At 29.4% G+C, this 14,361-nt stretch carries 12 protein-coding genes; 4 read left to right on the forward strand and 8 right to left on the reverse strand.

Features of this window, described 5'->3' with window-relative positions; all coding sequences use genetic code 11:
• Positions 1–11: 11 nt before the first annotated feature.
• Positions 12–680, forward strand: a complete 669-nt coding sequence (locus tag ACTG3V_RS06535; protein WP_439131342.1) for a TrmH family RNA methyltransferase — start codon at positions 12–14, stop codon at positions 678–680.
• Between the two features lie 102 nt (positions 681–782).
• Here the strand turns inward: ACTG3V_RS06535 and ACTG3V_RS06540 are convergent, their stop codons facing one another.
• Positions 783–1,358, reverse strand: a complete 576-nt coding sequence (locus ACTG3V_RS06540; protein WP_439131343.1) for a YdeI/OmpD-associated family protein — start codon at positions 1,356–1,358, stop codon at positions 783–785.
• A gap of 90 nt (positions 1,359–1,448) precedes the next feature.
• On the reverse strand, positions 1,449–2,057 hold the full coding sequence (locus tag ACTG3V_RS06545; RefSeq protein WP_439131344.1) for a hypothetical protein: 609 nt from the start codon (positions 2,055–2,057) through the stop codon (positions 1,449–1,451).
• 257 nt (positions 2,058–2,314) lie between these two features.
• Between ACTG3V_RS06545 and ACTG3V_RS06550 the strand changes: the two genes are divergently transcribed.
• The 3 genes from ACTG3V_RS06550 to ACTG3V_RS06560 are packed head-to-tail and all read left to right on the forward strand — an operon-like array spanning position 2,315 to position 6,567.
• A complete protein-coding gene (locus ACTG3V_RS06550) occupies positions 2,315–4,405 on the forward strand; it encodes an HAD-IIB family hydrolase (RefSeq protein ID WP_439131345.1) in 2,091 nt (696 codons plus the stop codon).
• Positions 4,406–4,409: 4 nt separating this feature from the next.
• Entirely contained in the window at positions 4,410–5,684 is a 1,275-nt protein-coding gene (locus ACTG3V_RS06555; RefSeq protein ID WP_439131346.1) for a glycosyltransferase, read from the forward strand.
• Position 5,685: 1 nt separating this feature from the next.
• Positions 5,686–6,567, forward strand: a complete 882-nt coding sequence (locus ACTG3V_RS06560; protein ID WP_439131347.1) for a carbohydrate kinase family protein — start codon at positions 5,686–5,688, stop codon at positions 6,565–6,567.
• 1 nt (position 6,568) lies between these two features.
• Here the strand turns inward: ACTG3V_RS06560 and ACTG3V_RS06565 are convergent, their stop codons facing one another.
• The 6 genes from ACTG3V_RS06565 to ACTG3V_RS06590 all read right to left on the reverse strand — a co-directional run bounded on the left by ACTG3V_RS06565 (position 6,569) and on the right by ACTG3V_RS06590 (position 14,236).
• Positions 6,569–7,366 carry a M23 family metallopeptidase gene (locus tag ACTG3V_RS06565; RefSeq protein WP_439131348.1) on the reverse strand — a complete coding sequence of 266 codons (798 nt, stop codon included), beginning with the start codon at positions 7,364–7,366 and terminating at the stop codon, positions 6,569–6,571.
• Between the two features lie 18 nt (positions 7,367–7,384).
• Entirely contained in the window at positions 7,385–8,710 is a 1,326-nt protein-coding gene (locus ACTG3V_RS06570; protein WP_439131349.1) for a M28 family peptidase, read from the reverse strand.
• 5 nt (positions 8,711–8,715) lie between these two features.
• Positions 8,716–10,050 (reverse strand): hypothetical protein, encoded by a 1,335-nt coding sequence (locus ACTG3V_RS06575; protein WP_439131350.1) that lies wholly within the window; start codon positions 10,048–10,050, stop codon positions 8,716–8,718.
• A gap of 104 nt (positions 10,051–10,154) precedes the next feature.
• Positions 10,155–10,502 carry a DUF6249 domain-containing protein gene (locus ACTG3V_RS06580; RefSeq protein ID WP_439131351.1) on the reverse strand — a complete coding sequence of 116 codons (348 nt, stop codon included), beginning with the start codon at positions 10,500–10,502 and terminating at the stop codon, positions 10,155–10,157.
• 194 nt (positions 10,503–10,696) lie between these two features.
• Positions 10,697–13,120 (reverse strand): zinc-dependent metalloprotease, encoded by a 2,424-nt coding sequence (locus ACTG3V_RS06585; RefSeq protein ID WP_439131352.1) that lies wholly within the window; start codon positions 13,118–13,120, stop codon positions 10,697–10,699.
• A gap of 141 nt (positions 13,121–13,261) precedes the next feature.
• Positions 13,262–14,236, reverse strand: a complete 975-nt coding sequence (locus ACTG3V_RS06590) for a M20/M25/M40 family metallo-hydrolase (protein ID WP_439131353.1) — start codon at positions 14,234–14,236, stop codon at positions 13,262–13,264.
• Positions 14,237–14,361 lie beyond the last annotated feature (125 nt).

Consider the following 14,361-nt stretch of genomic DNA (forward strand, 5'->3'; position numbering starts at 1 on the left):
AGTTTGTAATTATGATGGATAAAAAACTTTTAGAATATTTAGAAACTTACTTAACACTAAAAAGAAAAAATACTTTTAAAAGGGTTTTAGAGCAAAGAACACGATATTTTACAGCAGTTTTAGAAGATATATATCAACCACACAATGCAAGTGCTGTTGTAAGAACTTGCGATATTTTTGGTGTACAAGATGTACACATTATCGAAAATAAATTTGTGAATAGAATTTCGAGATACGTGGCTAAAGGCTCTCAAAAATGGATTACTTCACACAGATATAAATCAGATGGAAATAACACTCAAATTTGTTTAGAACAATTAAAACAAAATGGATATCAAATAATTGCAACAACACCTCACACAGATTCTTTATTACAAGATTTTGACATTAATAAAAAAACAGCTTTTGTGTTTGGTTCTGAAGCAGAGGGAGTTTCTGATGATGTGAAAGATAATGCTGATGGTTTTTTAAAAATACCCATGGTTGGCTTCACTGAAAGCCTTAATATTTCTGTTGCTGTTGCTATACTTTTGCAAGACGTTACAACAAAATTGAGAAATTCTAATGTAAATTGGCAACTATCTAAAGAAGAAAAAGAAGACTTATACTACCATTGGGTAAAGAAAACTATTAAAAATATTGATGAAGTTGAAGCTCATTTTTATGAACATAAAGCTTAGTACAAAATAAAATTGAAGTTGATTGTGTGGTGTTGCCAGCTAAATAAAAACAAATAAGAATAGTATAAATTTGTATATTATTTTAAAGTTCAGTTTTTATAACTATCCAATAGTTCTAGATTTAATGTTTTGTTCACATAAATCTATAATTTCAGTTATTCTTTTTTGTCTTGTAGTTTCTCTTTTAGCTTGATTTAGCCAATATAAATAGTTCTTTCTATAACTTGGTGCAAATCCTTTATAGTTGATAAATGCAGTATTATTTTTAGTAAATCCCTCTTTTAAATCTTTAGGAATTACTCCTTTTTCAACATTATCTAAAGCTGTCCAAGAACCATTTTGTTTACCAATTTTAATAATATCTAAACCGCTTTTGTGCATTAATTTTTTGGCTTTAAGCTCTGTTATATATTTTTTATTCAAAGCACTCCAAACACTTTTAGCGCTTCTTGGGCAAAAATATTGTTGTCTTTTTCCATTTCCCAAACTTTTTACAGTAGAGTCTATCCAACCAAAACAAAGCGCAACTTTTACAGCTTCTTCCCATCTCATTGAGAGTTCTGAATTACTAATTTTATAAAAGACTAAATAAATACCTTTAGAAGTATTGTAATTTTTAGATAACCAATTTCGCCATTCTACGTCATTCTTAAAATACAATTGTTCTTTGTTGTTCATAGCTTAAATATACAATAATATAAAATTGACACCTTAATAAAATTAAGATGCCAATTTATCAATCAACCAAAATAATAATTAAATAATACTTTAAAAATTTATAACAAACAGATTTAAACTATTTTGTAAAGTTTTGTCGAGTTCTGTTTTTTGTATTTTATTTAAATAAGGGTAAATGTCTTTACCAATTTGTGCTTCGATTTCGGAGGTTATTGGTATGTTTACAATGAGTTGATTTTCTAATTCAATATAATTTTTATAATACTCAATATTTTTATCTCCATAAGTTAAAGCTTCATTAATTTGCATATATCTTAATATTTCTTCAGCAATTTTTTTGCGAATAATGGTATTCACAAATTCTTTCTTTACATTGGTAGATAAGTTTTTTGAAATTTTAGTTTTTTGAACTTCGTTATTATTGTTAAAAATTGATTGTTCATTTTTTTCAACAGTAAAGTATTTTTTATGAGCATTGTTTAAAGAAAATTTACCTTCAGAGTTATTTTTAATATCCTTTAATTCAATCTTAATAATTTCAGAAAAAAGAGGTGAAACTCTTTTTGTAGATTTAAAACGACGCTCGCTTAATTCACCTTCAAAAATTTTATCATTTAATAATGAAATTTCAGCTTTTTCAACTTGAGAAAAAGCAACTTGATTAATAACAATTAGTAGTATGTAAAATGTTTTTCTCATGATTAGTAGTTTTTATTACAAATATAAAAGTATTACTATTAAAAACAACAAAAAACCATAGGATTAACTTATAAATAAATAATTAGCATTTATAATAATTGTAAATAGTGGAATTATATAGGTAATAATTTTCTATCTAATAGTAATCAATTTAAAATTTTATATTATCCTCAATATTAAAAATATAAAAGCCATAATGTTTTATATACTCTCTAAAAATATTTAAATTAGAGATTTAAAACCAATTCAAAATTTAAATGATCGAAGAAAACAAGCAAACAAAATCAATAAAATTACTATCCTTTGATATCGATAATACACTTATCGATTTTTATACTTTTAAAAGTAATTTTAGAAAAGTTTGGAAAAAATATAGCAAAGAAACAGATGTTTTGCTAACTTTTAACACGGGTAGATTAATAGATGATGTTTTAGACTTAATTAAAAAGAAAGTACTGCCAGAGCCAGATTACATTATATCTGGTGTTGGTACTCATATTTATAATTATAAAAAAGCTTCTACAGAAAAGGAATTTAATGATATTTTAGAAGACGGTTGGGATATTAGCGCTGTTGAAAAAGTAATAAATTCTTTAGCACACCCTGTAAGCGAGCAATCCTCTAAATTTCAGCACTCATATAAAAGAAGCTATTTTTTATATGATGCCTCTGCAGAGCTTTTAGACAGCATATCTCAAAAATTTATTAATGAAGGTATGGATTTAAATGTAGTCTATTCTGGCAATAAATTTTTAGATGTTTTACCAAAATTTGCAAATAAAGGAAATGCTTTACAATGGTTAATTAACCAATTACATCTTAAATCAAATCAAGTTTTAGTTGCGGGTGATAGTGGTAATGATTCTGCAATGTTCGATTTACCCAACGTAAACGGAATTGTAGTTGCCAATGCACATAGAGAATTATACGATTATACAAAATATAAAAATGTATACCATTCAGAAAAAGAAAAAGGAGATGGTATTATTGAAGGACTAATTTACTTTGGTATTTTACCAAAAGATGCAAAAGAAGATACTATCATTGATCATTCAGATGATTTTTTTATACAAAAAGAATTAGATATAATTGCCTTAGAAGATGATGATGAAAAAATTGCATTAATACAAGAAGGGTATCAAAAAGCCATAGAGGCATTAAAGAAAAATATAACACCTTTAGGCTTTTCTGCATGTTCTATTGAAGATAATATTGCACATGGTACAGATGAGAATTATTATAGTGTATGGGCTAGAGATGGTGCAATAACCGTAATTGGATCACTCTCTTTAGTGCATGATGAAGAAATTCATAATTGTCAACGTAAAACACTAGAAACCCTATTAGGGCACATATCAAGAAATGGTCAAATTCCATCAAATGTTCGCATCAAAGATAACGAACCAGACTATTCAGGTGTTGGTGGAATCTGTTCAATTGATAGTGGTATTTGGGTAATTATTGCCTTTTATGAATATATTAATGTAACCAAAGATTTTGATTTTTTAAGAAAGTATATTGACGACATTAAAGAAACAATGCGTTGGTTGGGTGCTCATGATAGTAATAATGATGCGTTGTTAGAAATTCCAGAAGCTGGTGATTGGACAGATCTTTTTGGTAGAAGTTATAATATTTTATACGATGAAATACTTTGGTATAGAGCCAATGTATGTTTTGGTAGGTTAATGGAAATGTTAGGCAATCACGAAGAGGCTGGAGAATATATTAGATGGTCACAGGTTATTAAAAAAGAAATTGTAGATAATTTTTGGCCTTCTACAAAACAGCAATTATTTCAATCAGTTTCATTTGCAGAAAAACAATTTACATTAGGTGATACTTCTTATTTAATTGCACAAACTACACCTTTCGATTTTAGTTGGAGGTGTGATGTATTTGGTAATGTTCTTGCTTTTTTACATGGAACAATTGATGCAGAAAAAGCACACCAAACATTTAAGTTTATGCTAGGTGTAGGTGTAAATGATCCTTTTCCTGTATCAAATGTATATCCTGTAGTAAGCCCAGGAGATCCAGATTGGCGTCCTTATTACACCGTAAACTTATTGAATTTACCAAATCATTACCATAATGGAGGTATTTGGCCTTTTGTAGGTGGTTTTTGGGTAAAATTTGTAAACAAATTAGGCTTTAGAGATGTAGCCATTTCTGAATTGCATAAGTTGGCTTTAATCAACAAAGAAGGTATTAATAACGAATGGGAGTTTACAGAGTGGGCACATGGTGTAACAGGTAAACCAATGGGTAAAGCTTATCAAGCTTGGTCAGCAGCACAATATATTTCTGCTTGTAACGAATTAAAATTAATTAAAACAAAAAAATAAAATTATGAAATCAATATTAATGATCTCTTTACATGGGTATGTTGCAGCAAATGCAGAATTAGGAAAACCAGATACAGGGGGTCAAGTAGTATATGTTCTAGAATTAGCAGAAAGATTTAGTAGATTGGGTAAGCGAGTAGATTTGGTAACACGTCAATTCGAAGATCAACCTGAGTACGATCATGTAAATGAAAATTACGATGTTTGGCGAATTCCTTTTGGTGGTAAAAAATTCATCAGAAAAGAAGACATGCACGATCATCTTAAAAAGTTTGTAACCAATACTTTAGCTGCTATTAAGAAAGAAAATAAAAAATATGACGTTGTATATTCTCATTATTGGGATGCAGGTTGGGCTGGTCAAAAAATTGCAGAAGAATTAGGTATTTGTCATGTACATACACCACATTCTTTAGGCTGGTGGAAACAGCACACTATGGGTAGTGATATGGACGAAAAGGAAATGGAAAAAACCTATCGTTTTAAAGAAAGAATTAGAAAAGAATATTTTGTGTATCAAATGTGTAATTTTGTAATTGCAACTACTTTACCACAGGTAGATTTGCTGACGCAACAATACGATGTGCTGCCTAAAAATTGTAGTATGATTCCTCCAGGAATAGATGAAAACCGATTTTTTCCTGTCCCTTCTAAAGAAAATGATAAAATTCGTGTAAAATATGATATTCAGCCTACAGATGTATTGGCATTAGGACGAATGGCGCACAATAAAGGCTATGATTTACTTATAAATTCGTTACCAACACTTTTTGAATTATGTCCAGAAGCAAGACTTGTAGCTGCAATTGGTGGAGATTCTAAACAAGATAGAGATGGTGTAGAAAAGCTAAAAAAAGCAGCTTCTGAAATAGGAGTTATGGATAAAATTAAATGGAAAAATTATATTGCAGATGAAGATTTAGCCAATGTATATCGTTCTGCAAGTATTTTTGCAATGCCATCAAGATACGAACCTTTTGGTATGGTTGCTATAGAAGCCATGGCTTGTGGTACACCAAGTGTGGTTACTGTGCATGGAGGTTTATGCGATTTGATTGATTTTGGTAATCAAGCTTTATTTGCAGATCCTCACAGACCTAAAGAGTTTGGTGCAATGATGGCTATGCCATTATTATATCCTCAATTAAGAAACGAAATGTCTGTAGAAGGTGCACGTTTTGCAAGGCGTAATTTTGGTTGGACAGGTATTGCCAAGCGAATGTTAAATATTTTTAGAAGCTCTATTAACCAAAGAACTTCTGAATCTAACATTTATTAAAATGAATAAATTTGTTTGTTTTGGTGAAGTATTATGGGATGTTTTTCCAACGCATAAAAAAATTGGAGGTGCACCTTTAAATGTAGCTTCGCGATTACGGTCTTTTTTAAATGATGTTAAAATAATCAGTGCTGTTGGTGATGATGATTTAGGAAAACCCATTGTAGACTTTTTACAAAAACAAGAGATAAAAACCAGTACTATTCAAGTTTTAAATGATTTTGAAACTGGAAAGGTAGCCGTAACTTTAAATAAAAAAGGAGCTGCAAGTTATGTTATTGAGCATCCAAAAGCTTGGGATAAAATACAACTTACAACAGAAGCATTAGAGGTAGTAAAAGACGCTGATGCTTTTGTTTTTGGTAGTTTGGCAACTAGAGATGAAGTATCTAAAAACACCTTATTTCAGCTTTTAGAAGTAGCATCTTACAAAATATTTGATGTTAACATTCGTAAACCTTTTTATCAGATTGATACTTTATTCGATTTGATGCAAAAGGCAGATTTTATCAAATTTAACGATGAAGAATTGTATGAAATTGCAGCAGATTTAGATTCACCTTTTCATAATTTAGAACAGAATTTAAATTTTATAGCCTCAAAAACAAACACAAAAACCATTTGCGTTACCAAAGGTGAACACGGTGCTGTGTTATTGTTTGAAGGTAATTTGTATTACAACAGTGGTTTTCTTATCAATGTAGAAGATACTGTTGGTTCTGGTGATTCTTTTTTAGCCTCATTAACCCATAAATTAATTGTAAAAGCGCCTGCACAAAAAGCTTTGAATTTTGCATGTGCTGTGGGTGCTTTAGTTGCTAAAAAATCTGGAGCAAACCCAATAATTACTGAAGAAGAAATTAATAATTTTTTACAAGACTAATTTAATTATTAAAGGCGTATTTTCCTTTTTTATATCTTTTAGATGGTATGGAATCTAAGGTATAGGGTATCGAAACAAACCCGTTTTTTGTGGGTTTAAAAACGCCAAAATGCAAATGTGGTGCTGTAGAAAATCCTGTGTTTCCGGAATAACCAATACGTTGTCCTTTTTTTACAGTATCATTTTTTGTTACAATTGCTCCATTTTTCTTTAAATGCACATATTGAGAAAAAGTACTATCTTTATGATAGATTAAAATGTAATTGGCTTTATCATAATACTTTTTACTTTTTCCACCTTCGTTAGAATCTTCTTTAATAGCAACAACAACGCCATCTCTCATTGCACAGACAGGTTGCCCCACATTCATTTTAAAATCTATGGCATATTTAGAAAAATCTGAATTATGAGAAAATTTACCAAAATGCCCTTGCATAATTTTATAACGCTTGCCTTTGGCAAATGGTAAATTATAGTTAAAAGTAGTATCGTAATTTTTAAACGGATAACTACCATATTTCATTTTAGGATTGTATTTCTTTATAACGCTTAAAGTGTCTAATAATGAATCTTTTAGTTTTAAAATAATTTTTTCTTCAAAAGGAGGTATATTAATTTTGCTATCTAGAGTGCCTTTATTAAAAGTGATAAAAGTTGGACATGAAAGAGGATTTTTTGCACTAACAATTAAAGAGTCTTTGTTTATTTTAAAATTAATATAAGATGGTTTTTTAATTTTCTTTGTTTGACTGTTGCATGCAAATACAATGATGATGATAATACCCCAATAAAACTTCATCAAAAAATGTTTTAACAATTATCGAAATACTTTATTCGGAAAAACAACAACACTTTCATGACCATTTTCACCAACTGCAGCAACCCCAAAAAAGAAATTATCGATTACGATACCTTTTAAAGTAAACTCAGTGTCTTCTACATATCTAGAATGGTCCCAAGTTGGCGATGTTGTATCTCTCCAATAAATTTTGTAGCCTTTTGCACCATCTACTTTATTCCACTTAAATTTAGCAGATGCTTGCACAATACCACCAATTGCTACTTCTTTTGGTGCTGCTGGAGCCCAAGCCAAAGAAGCTAAATTAATAGCGTTTACTGCTGTTAATTTTTTGGCATAAGGAAAGTTAACGTGTTCAAAAGTATCACCATATTCAATGCCATTTTCGGTTCTAATATCTTGGTGTTGTTGCGTATAGTTTTCGTGAGCCTCCATAATTCTAATTCCTGCAAAACCTAAATCGTTAAAAGGTCTATGATGTCCTCCACGTCCAAATCTATCTAATCTATAAATCATCATTGGGTTCATTTCTGGCATGTAGGTTTTAGTAGTTTTATGCACATATCTTGCCAATTGACGCGAAATACCATCAACCTCACCACCATAAAACCTGCGCATTCTACGTTGTCTTTCAGTTTCATTGGCAGGCACTGGTTCACTAAAAATTCTAAAGGTTCTATTATCAATTACACCATCTACACCTTCTATATTTCCTATCATATCATTATTTAAAATTCCTATAATGTCCCATTCTTTTTCTTTGGCATATTTTGCTAATCCAGCTCCACCAAAAAGTCCTTGTTCTTCACCAGATAAGCCTACATAAATAATACTACTTTCAAATTTGTATTTGCTTAAAACTCTTGCAGCTTCTATAGTTCCAGCCATACCAGAAGCATTGTCATTAGCACCTGGTGCATCTGTTTTAAAATCCATGGTGTTGCTTGCTCTAGAATCAATATCGCCACTCATAATAATATATTTGTTTGGATATTTTGTGCCTTTTTGAATAGCTACCACATTTACAACATAAGCATCATGAGGTACTCTTCTTCCCATTTCTTTGGTAACCAAATCTTTTTGATAAAAAACATTTAAGCAATTATTGCAAGTTTTAGAAATTTTATCAAATTCAGATTTTATCCATCTTCTTGCAGCACCAATTCCTCTAGTATCAGAAATGGTATCAGAAAAGGTATTTCTTGTGCCAAATTCAGTTAAGGTTTTAACATCCGCTTTAATTCTATCAGCAGAAACAGCCTCTATAATGTCATAAATCTTTGCATCAGTTTGCGAAAAAATAAAGCCTGTAAATAATAAAAGTAATAGTGTAATTTTTTTCATTATATTTAATTTAAAAATTTCCAGAATGGTATTTGTACTACGTTAAGTAAAATAGTATCTTTTTTATTGTTTATGTATTTTCTATTAATTTTTAATAGATGTTTTCCTTCTTTTAAGCTATCAATTTTAATATAGGTTTCAAAACCTAATTTTTTATTTTTATTTGTAGAAGCCACATAATTTGTTTTGTAATAGGTTTTATTAATTTTAGTAAGGTAAACTTCATTAAACGTTTTGTAGTACACTTTCCTTAAACTATCTTTTTCTCTGTAACTGATGTTTAAATTATTATTAAATACAATGCCAGAACTTAAACCTCTTTGATCTGTTTTGGGTTTTAAATCAGGATTAAAGTCAAATAATCTATCCTCTAGATTATCATCAAAAATAATAAAGATTTTAAGGTAATTCTCTGTAATTACTTTAGATTGAATGGTAGCTTTTTTTATAAAATCATCTTCATTAATTATTAAATTTTCATAATTACCTGAATTTGCTACATACTCTGAAGATCTTCTGTCTTTATCTAGATAGTTAGAATCTATATAATGAAATGAACTTAAATATAGTATTCCTAAATATACAGGAACTAAAATAAAGCTTAAACGTTTACCAAATTTATTGTCTAAAAAATTGTAAACCAAAGGTCTGTATAAAAAAGATAAAGTTATGATATTAAAAACCCTATAAATAGGAAAATATATTTTACTGGTCCAATTTTTACGTTTTAAAAAACCTTGAGTAACAAAATCTATAAAAGTAAAAAGCATACCAATTAAGGTGAAAATTATAAGTGCTAAACCTGTGTATTGAAATATATTTTCCCAAACACCATTAAAATCATTGTCTAGAAAAACGAATGCTATAATAAGTAAGGTAATTACACATAGGAAACTTGCTAAAAAGTAAAAGATAAATAAAAATGAAACAGCAAATACTATACTACAATAATCTTCTAATGTTGCTATATAATTATCAAAAGAGCCTATTCTTTTTTTAAGATATTTGGTAAATTTATTGGAGTAATTTAGTTCTTCATAATCAATATCTCCAGAAACATAACGCAATCCTAAAGCTCCTATCCACAAGCCTCTTAAAATTACATGAATTAATAGGTTTGCAATTAAAATCCAACAAGAAATAGAAACAGCAAACCAAACCAAATTTTCTGCTAAATGGTTTTCATATTGTGCAATTTTAAATTTAAGAAATAAAGTGTCTGTGGCAGAGAATAGCCCTAAAATGGCAAAACCAGAAATCAGTAATTCTAACTGCCAACTTTCTTGTTGTAGTTTATCTAAAAGCGCTTTAAAAGTAGAATTTTGCCTTTCTTTATTCATTTTTTAAAAGTTGTTTAAATATACTACTTTCTAAACAACAAAAAAACCACTTCAACTGAAATTGAAATGGTTTATTTTAGGTGATTGAAACATTTTTCACAAACCTATTCTTGATCTAATTTTTTGGTAAGATTAAAGCCGATGAATAAGCCTACACCTGCCATAAAGAAAATGGTTGCTGGGTAAATGGCATCATCATCTAAACTAGAATACGCATCTAAAATAGAGGCGATAAAAACACCTAAACCAATACCCATTAATAAAAGTGATAGGTTTAAAATAATAACTTTCCAAAAAGGTGCAGCGTTTTTAGCTTGCCCTTTTACAAAAATACTAGCATCTGCGCCTTTTTCTATTAATGCCATTCTTTCTTTATTTCTTGTAGAAAAGAATAAATAAACGATTCCGAAAAGGGTTCCAAAAATTACAATTAATACTGCTATTTCTTCCATAATTTGTTACTTAAAGTTTTAAATTGATTTTTTATATATGTGTTGTAGCTTTGACGAATACTTTTGTGTGAAGGTTACAGTATTTTGAAATAAATTTATTATGGATAACTTTTAAACATAAAAAAACATTTAATTACACTCGTAAAAAGTACAATTAAATGTTTTAAAAAAATAAAAATCAATTTTTTTATATACTATTTAGGATTTAAAATTTCTTTAATCTTTGCCAAACAATCTCTATAATGATATTTGGTAATTCTGTTTACTTTTCTATTCTTAGCAATGGTAAGTTGAAAATTTAATGTTTCTAACTCGCCTCTTGCAATTGAAGAAATATCAGAGTTTTTAGAATTTTTATCATTCAATAACATTCCTAATCGATCTATAAAAGACTTTTGTAGATTACGTCTAAACACATCTACATTTCTGGTATATCTTGCTTCAGAGAAAATTCCTGATCGTAAATCACGCATCATATAAATAACATTATAGGATTTTGAGTCTATAATTTCAGCATCAATCATTCTAGATAATCTAGTTGAATTTAAAATACTGTACAACTGCCTGTTTTGTAAACTTAACATTCTTGCAGTGTATCCACTTTCATTAATATTTGCTAAAATTTTAGGTGTTAACAACCAATCTTGTGTTTTAAAAGCATTTTTTTGCAACCAAGCCATTGCCTCAACTTGCTTTTCTTTAGCTACTGGTTGATAAACCAAACCATCTTGACTCGGTTTTTTATTGTACTCATAAATGCCCCCAATATTTCCTGTTACATGTCCTACATATCTGCTCCAAACTCCCAATAATTCACCATATAATTCAGATAAATCTTCGTAATTATTGGTTTGATCTGATGTCCATTCAGGTAAATTTTCAGCTACTATTTTTAGGTTTTTTATTCCATATGTAGATGCTTTTACTTGGTCATTTCCAATACCTTCTGTTTGTGCTGATGGGTCAAAACGTTGAGCTCCAAATCTATAAATAGGATTATCTGCCTTTTCTTCAATCCATTTATCTAGTGTTTTTATTTCGTCAAATGGGGTTTTTGCATTTGGAATTTTACGATATCCCCAATTGATAGCATAATGGTCATAAGGTCCAAGCTGACGAATAAATCTGATATTTTCATCACCTGGTTGTGCAACATAATTATAACGTGCATAATCCATTATGGTAGCTGCAATTCCCATTTTTTGAGTAAATTTTCCAGAACGTAAAGAATCTACAGGATATGCAAAACTAGCAGCCATATTATGTGGTAAACCTAAGGCATGACCAACCTCGTGAGAAATTACCATGCGCATCATTTCTCCTATTTCTTCATCAGGTGTATTTAAAGTTCTTGCAGAAGGATTTGCAGCGCCTGTTTCTAATAAATAACGATTTCTGTAAGAACGTAAATGATTATGATACCAAATAATATCACTTTCTATGATTTCTCCAGTTCTTGGGTCAGAAACGCTTGGGCCAACTGCATTTCTTGTAGTACTTGCTACATATCTTATAGAAGAATAACGAACATCTTCCATACTAAATTCGGGATCTTCTTCTTTAGTTGGTGGATATTTTGCCATGATTGCGTTTTTAAAACCAGCTGTTTCAAAAACTTTAGCCCAATCATCTACACCTTGTTTAATGTATTTTCTTAATTTATCTGGAGTTCCAGGATCTAAATAATAAACAATAGGTTTTATAGGTTCTACTAATTCTCCACGATTGTATGCTTCTAAATCTTTTGGTTCTAATCGCCAACGCCTAATATACCTTTTATCATCTGCTTTTAAGGCTTCAGAACTATAATCTACATTACCAATTGAAAAATATCCAACTCTTTTATCATAAAGTCTTGGCATCATTTTATCTTCGGGTAGTACAATCATAGATTGGTTTACGCGAATTGTAATGGTATTGGTTCTTGAATTACTTGGTGGTGCATCTGCATCAAAAGTAAAATCTTGTACAACCTCAATATTTTTTGGATAACTTTTTATAGAGTTGATAAAACTTCTTGAAGCATCTAATCTTCTTACTTTATAGGTTCTTCTATACCTTGCAGGTAATGCTGTTATTGCTTTAATATCTGATGAGAAAAATTTGGTGACGTCAATTAAAACAGCAGTAGAATCTGTGTTTTGTGTTTTTACATCAAAAGCATAAATAATAGGCTCTAAATTATTCACTTTTACAGATTGATAAATAGGTAGCGAATCATTTGCTATGGCATTGTATGATTTTACTTTTAATAAAATTTTATTTTGAAATTCTTCCCAAACAATAACTTGTGTATTTATTTTAGATCCTGCATTTACATAACCACCTCCTAAACCAGCAGGAATTTCTTTGATTCTTGTCACCAAAAGCATTTCTTTTCCAAAATGATTTTTTGGAATTTCATACAAATAAGAACTTTTATTATGATGTACCTTAAAAAGACCGTCATCAGTTTTAGTTGTTGCTTTTACAAAATCTGTGTATTTAGGTTTTTTACTTTTTTTGGGCTTTTCAGGCGCTTGTTCAGTTTGGTTTTTTTTTGATTTTTTCTTTTGAGCTTCCATTTCCGTTGGAATTAAAAATGCCAAAATCAATGAAAAGAGTAGAATTTTTTTCATAATGTATGTGTAAGTTGAGAATTTATGTTCCGAAATTAAGGAAAACTTACAATTCTATCAATATTTACTTTGTAAAAAAACAAAAACGACAGATTTATTGTAAAATCTATCGTTTATGAATTTTTAAATTGCTTGATAATCTTATTTTTCGGCTAATTCTTCATCAAAGTTTTCAATGGCTTGTATGATAATTTTTACTGCTTCTATATAAAAATCTTCATTAATAGTATCATAAGTATCCGTATCTCTGTGATAGTCTTTATGATCTGGAACACCAAAATAAATAAAAGGTATTTTTTCTTTATAAAAAACTCTATGATCAGAAGAAAGAGTCCAGTCTGATTGTTCTTTATTTTCAGGATCATCATGGCCAAAAAGCAACATAATTTTTTCAGAATAAATAGCTTCTAAAGGATCTCTTAAATCTGGGTGATGATATAAACCAGATACAAATAACTCTGGATCATAATCGCTATGAGCAATCATGTCTAAATTTATATTTAAAGCAATATTTGATTTATTATTATAATTTTTTAAAAAATAGTCAGCACCTAACGACCCAATTTCTTCGGCATCTACAGCTGCAAAAATTAAATTGTGTTTTGTTGGCTTATCTTTAAAGTATTCTGCGATTGTAAATAACGCAGCAGTACCAGATGCATTATCATCAGCACCATTATAAATTTTCCCTTCTCTAACTCCTAAATGATCATAATGAGCAGTAATTATAAAATCTTTATTTGTTTTTCCTTTAAGCATACCAATGATGTTTGCTCCAGTTGCTGTAGTATCTGGCACATTAGAAAAATCACTTAAAGGTTTAGGTTTTACTACAGGAAAAACTTCGTGTCTTGGTTTTCTTTTAAATGTATGCGAAAACTCTTGCAGGTAGTTATTATTTACAGCAGGTCTTAATCCTAATTCTGTAAATTTATCAATAATAAATTGTTGTGCTTTTTTGCTACCAGGTCTAGAAAATGCTCTACCTTCAAAAGAATCATCAGAAAGCGTTTTTATAGTTTCTAATAACTTTTCAGTATTAATATCTATTTGTTTAGGTTCCTTGCAGCTCCCGAATACTATCAAAAAAGCAACAACTGAAAATGTTTTTTTCATAGTTGTAACATATTTTTAAATCAATTAGGGAATTTTCGGTCACAAATATAACAAAAGACCATTAATAATAATGGTCTTTTTGAATAAACAACTAAATTTTAAATTTTTTTTAAGTTTCGATTTTT

Origin of the sequence: Polaribacter sp., assembly GCF_965660385.1 — a bacterium.
GTDB lineage: Bacteria > Bacteroidota > Bacteroidia > Flavobacteriales > Flavobacteriaceae > Polaribacter.